Raw genomic sequence first — 15123 nt, 5'->3', positions numbered from 1 at the left:
TGGCATTCTTGCATTAAGTGATGGAGTGGTCTGATGGACGATGGAGGGGATTATAAGAAAGCCCGTGGTGTACTGCTGACGTATTCCACCTTTCTACTGGCGATGTGGTTTTTCCAAGCGAAGCTAACCCAGTTCAATCTGCTTGGTGTGAGCCTGACACTGGAACACCACAAAGAAAGTATCTGGTTGGTGTTGGCTGTTCTCAACATCTACTTCTGGTTTCGCTTTTTTCAGCGTTTGCCCCGTCTTGGTTTGTACTTCGATGAGCCCATGCACGACCTGTACGATGATGCACTGGTGTGGTTGACGGTGGTGTTCAAACGGCGAACGCTCAAGCGGTTAGCGGAACAGCGTTTCTCGCCTCTGCGTGAACAGGGCGAGCAGATGAAATTACTCGGGTACGGTGGTAATGCTACGGCACGCAGTTCTCTTGCAGAGGATCAGGAGAATCATGGAGATGAAGCGCCGGAGTTACATCAGATCAGCCGGGAAGCCCGTACCAAAATAAAACTGTGGGCAGGGTACCAGTGCACCGATGAAGGTAAGTGGTTGTCATATTCCAGTTATGCACGCCTTGACTATCAACCGAATGTTGTCATGACTTGGGCCGCCAAAGCTTTTGCCATTGTCAAAGGTGCCTTCGTCACACCGTGGTTCACAGACCATGTTGCTCCGCTGGTACTGGGCGGGATCAGTACAACCATCGCTCTGTGGAAATGGTGGGAAATGAATTTCCTAACAGTTGCTGCCTGACAGCGTTTCACTTCTTGCTGTAGTCACCGTATTGGTAGCCCATGCGTGCCGTTTCCCGTTCACTCTCGCGCCGGTACACGTCACTCAGCGTCCACTTCAGCCGCTCGTGTTCAATCTTCAGGGCAGCAAGCTCCGTCGAGCTTTCTCGGTACATGACGATCATTCCGGCGATGGTCTTGTGTGCCCTGCGTAAGTCCCTGCGTGTCATCTCAAGCTCTGAGCACAGAAGGTCGTATTGATGCTTGAGCAATTCCTCACGGGACGGAAGGCCCAGCTCAAATCCAGAATCATCGATCAAATCGTCTTCCATCATGCACGTACCAAATACTGTATGCATACACAGCATATATGACTCCGGCGAGCTTCAAGAGTTGTGTTCCTGGGATGCGCCACATCGGTTGGCTTTCGGACGAATGACTCAGTTAACATCCGACGAAATCGGGTGGGTACAGGTGAAGAAATGCAATCGAACGACGTAAAGCAGGCCTATGGATTGAAGCTGTTGAAATGGCTAGCGGCAGCGATGCTCGTTCCCGTCTTGGGCGTTCCTGCTACAAAACTGGCGGAGAGCTACTACGACGTGTCATTTTTCAGCCCCGCGATTGCCGGGTTATGGAACTGGATACTGAGCGTGGGCACTTGGTTAGGTCAGCCGGTATCCGTGCAGTTGTGGTTGCTCCTTACCATCGCGATTTGCACGGTATCCACGGCTGTTGCACTGGTTCGAGTCTTCAGGGATTCAAATAGGGAGCGAGAGGCCAAAGACGCAATTCTAGACGCTACTTATGCACGGATTGACGCTGCCATTTCGGAGATTGATTCTCTAGATGAGGAACTGGGCAAGACCCGCGTAAAGCTGGACACCGCTGAATTGGAGTTGGCTGCCGCCCTTGCGAAAGTTGAAAGTTTGCTGACTCCGAAGATGCAACCGCTTAGCGAGCACCAACGTACAGTCATCGCTGGTATCACGACTTACGACAATGCTGACAAGGAGTGCTACGTGAAAGACCTCTGCCAAAAGATCAATTTCACGATGGTTCAGACTGACGGTGCCGTTGATGTATTGCTGAAGCGAAAGCTTATTGAGGAGTACTACACCAACGGTGGCAGGGTCGTTTCTTTGACTCCAGACGGTCGTGCGTACGTCCTAGACCCTGATTTCGACATGCCGTCGCTGACCAGCCGCTAGAAGGGCGAATACCTGTCATACGAACAATGCCGATCTTGGTGGCGCGGTGGCGTTGAAAATTTCCGAGAGCTGCGGGATAGCCTGTAGTGGCGTCATCTAATGAGAGTGCCCGCCCCGAGCGGGCTTTTCATACTCGTTGTCATAATTTTGCAGATTGTTGCTGACTGGTCGGGGTTTTTTGTTTGGGATGAGAAGCAGGCGCTGCAATTTCTAAACGTTGCAGGTCAGTTGAAAAAGATAGGCTGGGTCGTATATTTTCTTCCCCAGTATTTCTTCCAAGGCATCAAGCTGCTCTGTCGTGAGGTTGTATCCTTCCCAGCCCTGTTGGTCCACCGTCCATCCCATAATTGCTTTCAGTTTTTCATCGTAGCCATTCGGTAATTCTTCTTCGAATACGAGCAGTTCGGTTTTTTTATCAAATGCCTCGATGAGGTAAATCATGGTTCCACTTTCCTAGTGTTGTCTGCGAGTTTTGTTTGCTCGCCAGTAATCGGATCATATTCACCGAGATGACGGCCACGTTTGTCGTACATCTCGACAGTTCCGTGCTGTGAGTCCCATTCAAAAATTGTCCCCTTTGGGGTTTTCCAGCGTTTTCTAAGATTTCCGCCTCCTTTAACCGCAGTCTTACGATTTGCTTTCGTAGCGTCAGGAAACGCGCTTAAGCCAGTCGGTGCTGGATGGTATTTATGGTCAGAAACACTGACCACAATATAAACCGGCTTCACCAACGACCCCGCCGGAAACACAAGAATGAAATCCTTGTACTCAGGCGGGTAAACCGGATTCACGATGATGCTATCCGCCGCTTTCGTCGGCGGGTAAACCCAAATGTGCGGTGCTTGCGGAGCTGCTTCCAGCGCGGGAATACCGAGGATGTCGGAACCATCCACGGCCGGTGTCCAGATCAGTTCAACGCCATCCTCTAGATCCGCCACCTGCTGGCTGCCGCGCAAACTGAACTGCGCGACATCAACCATTTCCCAATCGCGGTTCTTGCCGGTGTAGAAACCGTATCCCTTGAGACTGCCGTCAGCCTGTTGCTCGACTCTCAGCCGAACGCGGGTGCGGGCCTGTTTCAGGGTGCGTAATTGTTCTTCGGTGTAGAGGGCGCTGTCGTCCAGGCCGGGTACCCAGAAAATTGCGGCCAGACCGGCCAATACGGTAGCTCCAGTAGCGCCGAGTGCTGCGGCCGGAATGACGAGAGTCGGCGTACGCAGTGCAAGTCGGCCAATACCGAGCGAGACGGTACTGCCACTGATGGTTTCGAGATTCAGCAGCCCGGCGTCGTCTACCTCACAAGCACCGAGCCAGGCGACTTCTCCGTAGTCCTTGAGGCTGTCGGTGGGCACCATTCCCGAAGGATTCGAGTAATCGATGATGGCGTCCGGCAGCTTGCAGGACTTGGCGAATACGCATCCTGCGCGAACGGCTTCGTGTTTTTTCGCGACAACTTCACGACTCCGTTCGAAGGCGTCTTGCCTCGCGAGCATGGCGTCGTAAGCGTTTTGTCTGGTATCCCGCGCGGCCAGTTCGGTGGCCGTCATGAAGCGGTGAGTGACGTGATGCCCGTCGCCTGACGGTGGGTTCTGAACCCGGGGAATGTCCTTATTGCCAGCCACTGATCTTCCTTGCGTTCGTACGTCGACAGCCCCCAAAAAAGGGGCTGTGCGACGTTAACGAACGAGGCTGATCGTGGCTGTAGGACGAGTCTTCAATGACTCTAAGAGTTGTCTCTGATTATCAGGATGGCAACGCAGTGCTCTTGCGACTCGCTGCCGCCGTCACCGCATAACCCATCAATGCCGCCAATATCGAACCGGTCAAAATCCCCATCCGATCCATCCCGGCGTATTCACTGACACCCGGCTCAAACGCCAGGGAGCCGACAAACAGACTCATGGTGAAACCGATCCCGCAGAGGATTGCCACGCCCAGCACCTGGCCCCAGTTGGCGCCTTGGGGCAGGGCGGCGATGCCGATTTTCACGGCCAGCCAGGTCAGGCCGAACACGCCGAGGGTCTTGCCCAGCAGCAGGCCAACCGCGATGCCCATCGGCACGTGGTGGGTGAAGCTTTCGACGGTCACACCGCTCAGGGACAGGCCGGCGTTGGCGAAGGCGAACAGCGGCAGGATGCCGTAGGCCACCCATGGATGCAGAGCGTGTTCCAGGGTAAGCAACGGCGAGGGTTCGGCGTTTTTTGTGCGCAGGGGAATGCAGAAGGCCAGGGTCACACCGGCCAGTGTCGCGTGGACACCGCTCTTGAGCACACAGACCCAGAGGATCAAACCGATGATCATGTACGGCCCGAGCTTGACCACGCCGAGCCGGTTCATCGCGATCAACGCCACGATGCACGTCGCGGCCAGAGACAGCGAAAGGGTCGAGAGCGTACCCGAGTAGAAGATCGCAATGACGATGATTGCGCCGAGGTCGTCAATAATCGCCAAAGTCATCAGAAAAAGCTTCAGCGACACCGGTACCCGCTTACCCAGCAGGGCCAGTACGCCGAGGGCGAAGGCGATGTCGGTGGCCATCGGGATGGCCCAGCCACCCAGGGCTGCCGGGTCATCGCGGTTCAGAAACCAGTAGCTCAGCGCCGGCACCACCATGCCGCCAATCGCCGCCGCGCCGGGCAGGACGATTTGCGACGGTTTCGACAGTTGGCCGTCGAGGACTTCGCGCTTCACTTCCAAGCCGATCAGCAGGAAGAACAGGGCCATCAGGCCGTCGTTGATCCACAGCAGCGCCGGTTTGGCGATTTGCAACGCGCCGACCTGCGCCACGACCGGAGTGTCCAGAAAACTGCTGTAAAGCCACGACAGCGGGGAATTGTTGATGATCAAAGCCAGAGCAGCAGCGGCGATCAATAACAGTCCGCTGGCAGCTTCCAACTGGAAGAAACGCGTGAAAGTGCTACGCAGAGGCAAGGTCGCTCTCCATCGATGAATTCAAAAGGTGGCACACACTAACCCGTACCGTTAGTTGTTAAAACAAAAGTTATATTCTTTTTTGTTATATACCGTTAAGCAGTTGCCGGGCGTATTGAACCTCAGCTGTACCTGTGCGTGATGTAGGTTTTTTCCTAAGCTTGTTATCTGAGCCTTGCAACAAGGCCGACTCAACGAGAAAAACACCATGAGCGACAATCGACAGTGGGCCCGCGAAGCCATCCGGATCATCGAAGCCGACTTTCAGCGCAGCGCCGACACCCACCTGATTCCCTTGCCGCTGCCGGGTTTTCCGGGCATCGAGTTGTATTTCAAGGATGAGTCCAGTCATCCCACCGGCAGTCTGAAGCACCGTTTGGCGCGCTCGCTGTTTCTGTATGCGCTGTGTAACGGCTGGCTCAAGCCCGGGGCGCCGGTGATTGAAGCGTCCAGCGGTTCGACGGCGATTTCCGAGGCGTACTTCGCCAGTTTGCTGGGCTTGCCGTTCATTGCGGTAATGCCGGCGACCACCTCCAAAGAGAAGATCGCGCAGATCGCTTTCTACGGCGGCAAGAGTCATCTGGTCGATGATCCGACGCAGATCTACGCCGAATCCGAGCGCTTGGCCCGCGAACACGATGGGCATTTCATCGACCAGTTCACCTATGCCGAGCGCGCTACCGACTGGCGGGCGAACAACAACATCGCCGAGTCGATCTTCCAGCAAATGCGCTTCGAGCTGCACCCTGAGCCGAGCTGGCTGATCTCCAGCCCCGGCACTGGCGGCACCACCGCGACGCTAGGCCGTTACGTGCGTTACCGCCAACATTGCACCCGCGTGCTCTGCGCCGATGCCGAGCGCTCGGTGTTCTTCGATTACTACCAGACCGGCGACGCCAGTCTGCGCCTGGATTGCGGTTCGCGGATTGAAGGCATTGGCCGGCCTCGGGTGGAAGCGTCGTTCCTGCCCAAAGTGATCGATGCGATGGTCAAGGTGCCGGACGCGTTGTCGCTGGCGGCCATGCATTACCTGGCACAGCGTTTGGGACGTCGGGTTGGCGGGTCGAGCGGGACCAACCTGATCGGCGCCTTGATGGCGGCCCAGCAGATGGCGGCGGCGGGGGAGTCGGGGTCAATCGTGGCGATTCTGTGTGATGGCGGCGAGCGCTATGCCACCACCTATTACGATCAGGCTTGGCTCAAGGCCCAGGGGTATGAGTTGAGTGGTTTGATGGATGCCGTGGCGGGGAGTGTCGAGCGCGGCGAGCCGCTGCCGGCCAGCGTGTTGCGCGCCAATATCTGATCCACCGCAGAGCAAATGTGGGAGCGGGCTTGCTCGCGAATACGGTTTAACATTCAACGAAGATGTTGACTGATCCACCACTTTCGCGAGCAAGCCCGCTCCCACAGGTTCTGCTTTGTTTCATTGATTGCGTATCAGGCTTCGAGGCCGAGGATGTCGCGGGCCACAGCTTCTGCAATCCGAATCCCATCGACACCCGCCGACAGAATCCCGCCCGCATAACCCGCGCCTTCACCCGCCGGGAACAAGCCTTTCACGTTCAGGCTTTGCATCGACTCGTCACGGGTAATCCGCAGCGGCGATGACGTACGTGTCTCGATCCCGGTCAACACCGCGTCGTGCAGCGAGTAACCGCGTATCTGCTTCTCGAACGCTGGCAAGGCTTCGCGAATGGCTTCGATGGCAAACGCCGGCAAGGCCAGCGCCAAGTCACCCAAGGCAACCCCCGGTTTGTAAGACGGTTCTACGCTGCCCAACTCGGTGGACGGCTTGCCGGCAATGAAGTCGCCGACCAGTTGCGCCGGCGCTTCATAGTTGCTGCCGCCCAGCACAAAGGCGTGGGATTCCAGGCGTTCCTGCAACTCGATACCCGCCAGCGGGCCGCCCGGATAATCGACTTCCGGGGTGATCCCGACGACGATCCCGGAGTTGGCGTTGCGTTCGTTACGCGAGTATTGGCTCATGCCGTTGGTGACCACGCGGCCCGGCTCGGACGTCGCCGCCACCACGGTGCCGCCCGGGCACATGCAGAAGCTGTAGACCGAACGTCCGTTGCTGGCGTGGTGCACCAGTTTGTAGTCGGCAGCCCCGAGTTTCGGGTGGCCGGCGTACTTGCCCAAGCGTGCGCGGTCGATCAGCGACTGCGGGTGTTCGATGCGGAAACCCACCGAGAACGGCTTGGCTTCAATGAACACGCCACGGCCATGCAGCATACGGAAGGTGTCCCGGGCGCTGTGACCGAGGGCCAGAATCACGTGTTTCGAATGGATCTGCTCGCCGCCATTGAGCTCGACGCCGACCAGTTGGCCATCCTCGATCAACACATCGGTTACCCGCTGCTGGAAGCGCACTTCGCCACCCAGCGCACGAATCTGCTCACGCATGTTTTCCACGACACCGGTCAGACGGAACGTACCGATGTGCGGTTTGCTGACGTAGAGAATTTCTTCCGGCGCACCCGCTTTGACGAACTCGTGCAGGACTTTGCGACCGATGAATTTCGGGTCCTTGATCTGGCTGTAGAGCTTGCCGTCAGAGAACGTCCCCGCGCCACCTTCACCGAACTGCACGTTGGATTCCGGGTTAAGCACGCTTTTACGCCACAGGCCCCAGGTGTCCTTGGTGCGCTGGCGCACTTCGGTGCCGCGCTCGAGGATGATCGGCTTGAAGCCCATTTGCGCCAGCAGCAGCCCGGCGAAAATCCCGCACGGACCGAAACCCACGACGACAGGACGTTGCTCAAGATCAGTCGGCGCCTGGCCGACCGCTTTGTAGCTGACATCCGGCGCTACGTTGACGTTACGGTCATCGGCGAACGTGTGCAGCACCGCCGCCTCATCGCGAACGTTGAGGTCGATGGTGTAGATGAAGCACAGTTCGGAGGACTTTTTGCGCGCATCGTAGCTGCGCTTGAACAAGGTGAAATCGAGCAGGTCATCACTGGTGATGCCCAGGCGCTGCACGATGGCAGGGCGCAGGTCTTCTTCGGGATGGTCGATCGGCAGCTTGAGTTCGGTGATTCGTAACATGACAGGATCCGGTTCGCGGGGCGCACAACTGCGCCAAGGCGTTTGAAGCCCGCGATTATAAGCCTCAAAGAATGATTCCCGTGAGGCTAAAACGATCAGTCGTTACGCGATCCGCCGAAATACCCGCAGCCACGCTGAACCTGACCGTCTACGCGCAGCTCGGCGCTCATGTGCTGGACACTGCCGGTGCTGCTGTCGACGCAACGTTGCGGTGCAACCCACAGTTCGATGTGCTGGTTATTGGCTTCGGTGCTGAGGTTGAAGCGGCCATCGCCCAGTTGCTCTTCAACGTAGGGCACGGCCAATGGCGGCTGACCGGCGCGTTCGATGACCATGCCTTTGCCGCTGACTTTCACGTTCCACTCAGGCCCATGGCCGGCGGCGCGCAGGATAAGCAATTTGAAATTCGGATCGTTGCACGCGGTGCCCGAGCGCTCGACGCGGTACAGCTGCGCAAGATCGAGGCGGCTGTCGACGATTCGCCCGCGCACGTCGGCGAACAGCTTGCCCTGGGCGTCGGCCAGGGTTGCGGCCTCTTGCAGGACGCTGGTGCCGCCGGTGTCGTTGACCACGTAACTGCGTTGTTCATTGCACGGTTGGAACTGCAACTTGCCGTCCGCCGCCGTCAACTGGCCCTGCATGCGGGTCTGGCCCACGTGGGAGGCACTTTCACGCGGGCCGTCGAGCAACTGGCAAGCGGCGAACAACGGAAGCAGGGCAATAAGGACTAAGGAACGGGCAACACGCATCTTTGAGTCTCCAGACAAGTGCCGCCACGTTACTCAGCCTGACCGTTCATCACAACCCTGCATGTCCTCGCTTTCCTGAAATCAAGATCAAAAGATCGCAGCCTGCGGCAGCTCCTACGGGGCGTACGCCGAGCCTTTTGTAGGAGCTGGCGAAGCCTGCGATCTTTTGATTCTGGCTGTTTAGCCGACGTGGAAGGTCTGACCTGTTTGCAGGCCTTCCACACTTTTGGCGTAGGCCAGAGCCACATCCGCTGCCGGAACCGGTTTGTAGCCGCGGAAATACGGCGCGTATTTGCCCATGGCCTCGACCAGTACGTTAGGGCTCACCGAATTGACGCGCAGACCGCGAGGCAGTTCGATCGCTGCGGCACGGACAAAGCTGTCGAGGGCGCCATTGACCAGCGCTGCCGAGGCGCCGCTGCGAATCGGGTCGTGGCTGAGCACCCCGGTGGTGAAGGTGAACGACGCGCCGTCGTTGGCGAATTCGCGGCCGATCAGCAGCAGACTGACCTGGCCCATCAACTTGTCTTTCAGGCCCAGGGCGAAGCTTTCTTCGGTCATTTCACCGAGGGGTGCGAAGGTCACGTTGCCGGCAGCGCAGACCAGTGCATCGAACTTGCCGGTTTGCTCGAACAGCTTGCGAATCGAAGCGCTGTCGCTGATATCCACATGGAAATCACCGCTGTTGCGGCCGATGCGGATGATCTCGTGACGCTCGGACAGCTCCTTGTCGACCGCCGAACCAATGGTGCCGCCTGCGCCTATCAAAAGAATTTTCATCGTGTTGTTCCTCGAAGTGGTTAAACGAGGTTGAAGTCTAGAGTGGTTTTTTCCATTGATAAGCGCGCTAATAGGCAACCTTTGGTTTTCAAATGGAAACAATCCATGAGCGAAATGGATGATCTGGCAGCGTTTGCGGTGTTGATCGAAGCGGGGAGTTTTACCTTGGCGGCGCAGCAATTGGGGTGCAGCAAGGGGCAGCTATCCAAGCGCATCAGCCAACTGGAATCGCGGTTTTCAGTGGTGCTGCTGCAACGCACCACCCGCCGATTGAGCCTGACCGCTGCGGGTGCGGCGCTGTTGCCGCAAGCCCAGGCGCTCGTAGTCCAAGTCGAAAGGGCGCGTCAGGCATTGGCGCGACTGAAGGACGACATGGCCGGGCCGGTGCGGATGACGGTTCCGGTATCGCTGGGGGAAACCTTTTTCGATGGCTTGTTGCTGGAGTTTTCCGGCAAGTACCCCGAGGTGCAGATCGAGCTAGACCTGAGCAACAGCTACCGTGATTTGTCCCGCGACGGGTTTGATCTCGCGGTTCGCTCCGAGGTGGGCAATGACGAGCGCCTGGTGGCCCGGCCGCTATTAGCCTGGCACGAAATGACCTGCGCCAGCCCGGCTTACCTTGAGCAATACGGCGAACCGTTGACGCCTCAAGCCCTCGCTGACCACCGCTGTCTGCTCAACAGTCATTACAGCGGCCGCGAAGAGTGGCTCTATCACCAGCAACACGAGTTGTTGCGGGTTCGCGTATCGGGACCGTTCGCCAGCAACCATTACAGCCTGCTGAAGAAAGCGGCACTGGCCGGCGCCGGCATTGCGCGGTTGCCGTCCTACCTGCTGCAATCGGAATTGGCTGACGGACGTTTGCGCTGGCTCCTGCGTGACTATCAGACCCGCCGCATGCCGATGTACCTGGTTCACCCGTATCAGGGCGGTTTGCCGAAGCGCACGCAGGTGTTGGCGGATTACTTGATTGGCTGGTTCAAGCGCAGCGGTGAGGCGCTGGATAGACTCCAGCACACCACATAGATCCCTGTGGGAGCGAGCTTGCTCGCGATAGCGGTGAGTCAGTCAACATCACTGTTGAATGTGAAATAGTCATCGCGAGCAAGCTCGCTCCCACATTGGATCTTCGTTGTCAGGATTCTTGTGGGTCGATTTGATCCAGCGCCCGATTCACCGCCAGCTCGCCCAGCATGATGCTTTGCTGGATACCGAGCAGCATGTTGCGGTGCGAACCTTCCAGGGAAGCGGCGAAATTGCTGGCCATCACACTTGCCGACGCTAGTGATTCGCAGGCATGGCCCAACAGGGTTTGCACATCGATACCGGGCGCGACGACAAACATCGGGCTGGGATTGTGTGGGGGGTTGGGTGAGTTCTTGAACATAGGTTTGTGCTCGCTGTAAGGGCTACGCCCGGTTCGCGACTAAACGAATGGGTGGCAGCTGTATGCAGGTTAGTCGACCGATGAGCACAGAAACTCGGCGCGCCCGAAGGCGCCCTGCACACAGCCGCCATCAAGTGCAGGAAAGGGATACCTGACTTTTTGGCGCTTATGCGTTTCTGTGCAAAACAACCGAGCGACTAAACCCGACCACTGATGGGCAGTGGCAGGGAAACGATAGAGGCCGGTCCCCAGGCGCACAAGCCGGCGGATTCTGGCGTAGCTGTAGGCAACGACGCAAGGCGTTGTAGCTTGCAGGAAGTAACACGGACACTGATTAAACACGCTCTCCAAAACACTAAAAAAACCTGGTAGGAGCTGCCGAAGGCTGCGATCTTTTGATCTTGATTTTCACCAGAACCACCGAAGATCCAGATCAAAAGATCGCAGCCTTCGGCAGCTCCTACGGGGAAATCTTCATTGTCATGAAGTTTGTGACAGGCATAAAAAAACGGCCCGAAGGCCGTTTTTTGTTTACCGCGAAGATTCAACCACCCAAGTACGCTTCACGCACTTTCGGGTCGGTCAGCAGCGCTTCACCGGTGCCTGTCATCACCACCCGGCCGTTCTCCAGAACGTACGCACGGTCAGCAATTTTCAGCGCCTGGTTGGCGTTCTGCTCCACCAAAAACACCGTCACGCCATCTTTGCGCAGCTGTTCGATGATGTCGAAGATCTGCTGGATGATGATCGGTGCCAGGCCCAACGAAGGTTCGTCGAGCAGCAACAGTTTGGGTTTGCTCATCAGCGCACGGCCGATGGCGAGCATTTGCTGTTCGCCGCCGGACATGGTGCCGCCGCGTTGGGCGAAGCGTTCTTTCAGGCGTGGGAAAAGTCCGAGAACCTTGTCCATCTGTTCCTGATAATCGCCCTTGTCGGTGAAGAACCCGCCCATGGCGAGGTTTTCTTCCACGGTCAGACGGGCAAACACCCGACGGCCTTCCGGCACGACTGCGATGCTTTTGCGCATGATCTGCGAGGAGCTCTGACCGACCAATTCCTCACCCATGTAGCGGATGCTGCCGCTGTGGGCTTGCGGCGAACCGCAGAGCGTCATCAGCAGGGTCGACTTGCCGGCACCGTTGGCGCCGATCAGGGTCACGATCTCGCCCTGGCGGACTTCGACGTTGACGCTGTGCAGGGCCTGGATCTTGCCGTAGAAGGTGGAAACGTTTTCGAATTGCAGCATTTACGCTTCCCCCAGGTAGGCTTTGATCACTTCGGGATTGTCGCGGATCTGTTCCGGCGTGCCGTTGGCCAGAGGCGTGCCCTGGTTGATCACGACGATGTGGTCGGAAATGCTCATGACCAGTTTCATGTCGTGTTCGATCAGCAGCACGGTGACGTTGTGCTCTTCACGCAACATGCTGATCAGCGCCTTGAGGTCTTCGGTTTCCTTCGGGTTCAGGCCGGCGGCCGGTTCGTCGAGCATGAGGATCCGCGGGCGGGTCATCATGCAGCGAGCGATTTCCAGACGACGTTGCTGACCGTAGGCCAGGGTGCCGGCCGGACGGTTGGCGAAGGCCTTGAGGTTGACCTTGTCCAGCCAGAACTCGGCGAATTCCATGGCCTCGCGCTCGCTCTTGCGGAACGCCGGGGTCTTGAACAGACCGGCCAGGAAGTTGGTGTTCAGGTGACGGTGCTGGGCGATCAAGAGGTTCTCGACCGCCGTCATGTCCTTGAACAACCGCACGTTCTGAAAGGTGCGCACCACGCCTTTGAGGGCGATTTTGTGGCCGGGCAGGCCCTGGATCGGCTCGCCGTCCAGCAGGATGCTGCCGCCACTCGGCTGGTAGAAACCGGTCAGGCAGTTGAACACGGTGGTCTTGCCGGCGCCGTTGGGGCCGATCAGTGCCACGACCTGTTTTTCCTTCACGCTCAGGGCTACGCCGTTGACCGCCAGCAAGCCGCCGAAGCGCATGCTCAGATTTTCGACTTTAAGGATCTCGCGGCTCATTTGCGCAGCTCCATGTGGGGGCGTTGCATAGGCAGCAGACCTTGAGGACGCCAGATCATCATCAGCACCATCAAGGCGCCGAACATCAACATGCGGTATTCACTGAACTCACGCATCATCTCCGGCAACAGGATCATCACCGTGGCAGCAAGTACGACGCCCAGTTGCGAGCCCATGCCACCCAGCACCACGATGGCGAGGATGGTCGCCGACTCGATGAAGGTGAACGACTCCGGTGTCACCAGGCCCTGACGCGCGGCGAAGAAGCTGCCGGCGAAACCGGCGAAGCACGCACCGAGGGTGAAGGCCGAGAGCTTGATGACCGTAGGATTGAGACCCAACGCACGGCAGGCGATTTCGTCTTCACGCAGCGCTTCCCAGGCACGGCCCAGCGGCATGCGCAGCAAGCGATTGATGACGAACAGGGCAAACAGCGCCAGCAACAGCGCAACGAGGTAAAGGAAGATCACCTTGTTGATCGAGTTGTATTCCAGACCGAAGTACTCGTGGAACGTCTGCAGGCCTTCAGCGGCTTTACGTTCGAAGGTCAGGCCGAAGAACGTCGGTTTCTCGATGTTGCTGATGCCGTTCGGACCACCCGTGAGGCCGGTCAGGTTACGCAGGAACAGACGGATGATTTCACCGAAGCCCAGCGTCACGATCGCCAGATAGTCACCGCGCAGACGCAGGACCGGGAAGCCGAGCAGGAAGCCGAAGGTGGCCGCCATCATCCCGGCGATTGGCAGGCAGATCCAGAAGCTCAGACCGTAGTAGTGCGACAGCAGCGCATAGCTGTAGGCGCCGACGGCATAGAAGCCGACGTAACCGAGGTCGAGCAGACCGGCCAGACCGACCACGATGTTCAGGCCCAGGCCGAGCATCACGTAGATCAGCACCAGGGTGGCAATATCCACCGCACCGCGGGAGCCGAAGAACGGCCAGACCAGCGCACCGATGATCAACGCGATGATGATCCAGCGCTGAGTGGTCGGCAGGGTCAAGAAAGTACTGGCCTTGGCCGGCATCACCGGCATGTTCGGCGAGGATTTCCAGGCTGCGCTGATCTGGTGGTCGAACAGCACCCGCAGGAACATCAACACCGAGCATACGGCGATGGTGATCAGCGTTGCAGTGCTGGTGCCATGGACTTCGAGGTTGATGCCGACAATGGTCAGTTTCAGACCGAGTACCGGGTAGGCAACAGCCCACACCAGCAAGGCGCTGAACAACGCCTGTTTAAGATTCCTAGTCATACTTTTTCAACCTCCGGACGGCCCAACAGGCCGGTTGGCCGGAACAACAACACCAGAACCAATAAGCCGAACGCCACGACGTCCTTGTACTGGTCGCCGAAGATATCGGCACCAAAGGCTTCCGCCACCCCAAGCACGATCCCGCCGAGCATGGCTCCGGGGATGCTGCCGATGCCGCCCAGTACCGCTGCGGTGAAGGCCTTGAGGCCGACCAGGAAACCGGCATTCGGGTTGATCACGCCGTATTGCATGCTCAGCAACACAGCCGCGATGGCTGCCAGTGCGGCACCGATGACGAAGGTCAGGGCGATGATGTTGTTGGTGTTGATACCCAAGAGGTTGGCCATCTTGATGTCTTCGGCACAGGCGCGGCAGGCGCGACCCAGGCGAGAGCGGGAGATGAACAGCGTCAGGCCGAGCATGGCGACAAAGGTCACCACGAACACCACGATTTGCATGTAGGAAATCAGCACTTCTTGTGCGCCACCTGGCCCGATGGAGAAGTTACCGGGGATCAGGTTGGGGATGGATTTGTCCTTGGAGTCTTGCGCCAGCAGAACCGTGTTCTGCAGGAAGATCGACATGCCGATGGCGGAAATCAGCGGGATCAGACGGTTGCTGCCGCGCAAAGGGCGGTAGGCGATCCGTTCGATGCTGTAGCCGTAGGCACTGGTCACGACGATGGTCGCGAGAAAAGCGGCGGTCATCAACAGCGGAACACTGTCGAGTCCCATCATGGACAGGCCCGCAATGGCGATGAACGCCACGTAGGAACCAATCATGTACACCTCGCCGTGGGCGAAGTTGATCATTCCAATGATGCCGTAAACCATCGTATAGCCGATGGCGATCAGGGCATACGTGCTGCCAATGGTCAGACCATTAACCAGCTGTTGGAAAAAGTGATAGATGTCAGGCATTACAGCGCTCCTAAAAACCTGATACGCATTTCACTGGTGGAGTCATTTTCCCGCTCGAGCCCCGTGGATCTGCATCCACTTCGAACGCGAGGTTTG

General features: G+C 58.0%; 16 protein-coding genes. 4 read left to right on the top strand and 12 right to left on the bottom strand.

Annotated features, from left to right (window positions below; translation table 11 throughout):
* Positions 1-33: 33 nt before the first annotated feature.
* Positions 34-753: a hypothetical protein gene (locus ACMXYH_RS25650; RefSeq protein WP_415765356.1), complete on the top strand. Its 720-nt coding sequence runs from the start codon at positions 34-36 to the stop codon at positions 751-753.
* A gap of 7 nt (positions 754-760) precedes the next feature.
* Here ACMXYH_RS25650 and ACMXYH_RS25645 read toward each other — a convergent pair whose 3' ends face one another.
* Positions 761-1066 (bottom strand): hypothetical protein, encoded by a 306-nt coding sequence (locus ACMXYH_RS25645; RefSeq protein ID WP_415765355.1) that lies wholly within the window; start codon positions 1064-1066, stop codon positions 761-763.
* A gap of 147 nt (positions 1067-1213) precedes the next feature.
* Between ACMXYH_RS25645 and ACMXYH_RS25640 the strand changes: the two genes are divergently transcribed.
* Entirely contained in the window at positions 1214-1942 is a 729-nt protein-coding gene (locus ACMXYH_RS25640; protein WP_415765354.1) for a hypothetical protein, read from the top strand.
* A gap of 210 nt (positions 1943-2152) precedes the next feature.
* Here the strand turns inward: ACMXYH_RS25640 and ACMXYH_RS25635 are convergent, their stop codons facing one another.
* The 3 genes from ACMXYH_RS25635 to nhaA all read right to left on the bottom strand — a co-directional run bounded on the left by ACMXYH_RS25635 (position 2153) and on the right by nhaA (position 4873).
* The gene (locus tag ACMXYH_RS25635) at positions 2153-2383 is read right to left on the bottom strand and encodes a DUF7683 domain-containing protein (protein ID WP_134418804.1); all 231 of its coding nucleotides are present in this window, start codon (positions 2381-2383) and stop codon (positions 2153-2155) included.
* The gene (locus ACMXYH_RS25630) at positions 2380-3564 is read right to left on the bottom strand and encodes a colicin E3/pyocin S6 family cytotoxin (RefSeq protein ID WP_415765353.1); all 1185 of its coding nucleotides are present in this window, start codon (positions 3562-3564) and stop codon (positions 2380-2382) included. The genes ACMXYH_RS25635 and ACMXYH_RS25630 overlap by 4 nt, the downstream gene beginning before the upstream one ends.
* 121 nt (positions 3565-3685) lie before the next feature.
* Complete coding sequence (gene nhaA / locus ACMXYH_RS25625; protein WP_134418806.1) at positions 3686-4873, bottom strand: Na+/H+ antiporter NhaA; 1188 nt, start codon at positions 4871-4873, stop codon at positions 3686-3688.
* Between the two features lie 208 nt (positions 4874-5081).
* On the opposite strand from nhaA, the gene ACMXYH_RS25620 reads away from it, so the two are divergent.
* Positions 5082-6176, top strand: coding sequence for a PLP-dependent cysteine synthase family protein (locus ACMXYH_RS25620; RefSeq protein WP_149629062.1), 1095 nt, complete (start codon positions 5082-5084; stop codon positions 6174-6176).
* 134 nt (positions 6177-6310) lie between these two features.
* Here the strand turns inward: ACMXYH_RS25620 and ACMXYH_RS25615 are convergent, their stop codons facing one another.
* The 3 genes from ACMXYH_RS25615 to ACMXYH_RS25605 form a co-directional block, all read right to left on the bottom strand.
* Positions 6311-7924, bottom strand: a complete 1614-nt coding sequence (locus tag ACMXYH_RS25615; RefSeq protein ID WP_415765352.1) for an NAD(P)/FAD-dependent oxidoreductase — start codon at positions 7922-7924, stop codon at positions 6311-6313.
* 95 nt (positions 7925-8019) lie between these two features.
* Positions 8020-8673: a COG3650 family protein gene (locus ACMXYH_RS25610; protein ID WP_415765351.1), complete on the bottom strand. Its 654-nt coding sequence runs from the start codon at positions 8671-8673 to the stop codon at positions 8020-8022.
* A 180-nt stretch (positions 8674-8853) separates the two neighbouring features.
* Positions 8854-9453, bottom strand: coding sequence for a short chain dehydrogenase (locus ACMXYH_RS25605; RefSeq protein ID WP_415765350.1), 600 nt, complete (start codon positions 9451-9453; stop codon positions 8854-8856).
* A 105-nt stretch (positions 9454-9558) separates the two neighbouring features.
* Between ACMXYH_RS25605 and ACMXYH_RS25600 the strand changes: the two genes are divergently transcribed.
* Positions 9559-10479, top strand: coding sequence for a LysR family transcriptional regulator (locus ACMXYH_RS25600; RefSeq protein ID WP_129441788.1), 921 nt, complete (start codon positions 9559-9561; stop codon positions 10477-10479).
* A gap of 109 nt (positions 10480-10588) precedes the next feature.
* On the opposite strand, the gene ACMXYH_RS25595 is transcribed toward ACMXYH_RS25600, so the two are convergent.
* The 5 genes from ACMXYH_RS25595 to livH all read right to left on the bottom strand — a co-directional run bounded on the left by ACMXYH_RS25595 (position 10589) and on the right by livH (position 15027).
* Positions 10589-10840, bottom strand: a complete 252-nt coding sequence (locus ACMXYH_RS25595) for a DUF6124 family protein (RefSeq protein WP_134418809.1) — start codon at positions 10838-10840, stop codon at positions 10589-10591.
* Positions 10841-11384: 544 nt separating this feature from the next.
* Positions 11385-12086, bottom strand: coding sequence for an ABC transporter ATP-binding protein (locus tag ACMXYH_RS25590; protein WP_008147292.1), 702 nt, complete (start codon positions 12084-12086; stop codon positions 11385-11387).
* Positions 12087-12854, bottom strand: a complete 768-nt coding sequence (gene livG, locus ACMXYH_RS25585; protein ID WP_129441792.1) for a high-affinity branched-chain amino acid ABC transporter ATP-binding protein LivG — start codon at positions 12852-12854, stop codon at positions 12087-12089. It lies immediately after the preceding gene.
* Positions 12851-14107: a high-affinity branched-chain amino acid ABC transporter permease LivM gene (locus ACMXYH_RS25580; protein ID WP_129441794.1), complete on the bottom strand. Its 1257-nt coding sequence runs from the start codon at positions 14105-14107 to the stop codon at positions 12851-12853. Before ACMXYH_RS25580 ends, livG begins: the two co-directional genes overlap by 4 nt.
* Entirely contained in the window at positions 14104-15027 is a 924-nt protein-coding gene (gene livH / locus ACMXYH_RS25575) for a high-affinity branched-chain amino acid ABC transporter permease LivH (RefSeq protein ID WP_046046220.1), read from the bottom strand. Before livH ends, ACMXYH_RS25580 begins: the two co-directional genes overlap by 4 nt.
* Positions 15028-15123 lie beyond the last annotated feature (96 nt).

The sequence above is a fragment of the Pseudomonas frigoris genome, from assembly GCF_047758635.1.
Lineage (GTDB): Bacteria > Pseudomonadota > Gammaproteobacteria > Pseudomonadales > Pseudomonadaceae > Aquipseudomonas > Aquipseudomonas frigoris.
Note: the sequence above shows the minus strand (reverse complement) of the source record. Positions and strands in the feature narration are given on the sequence as shown.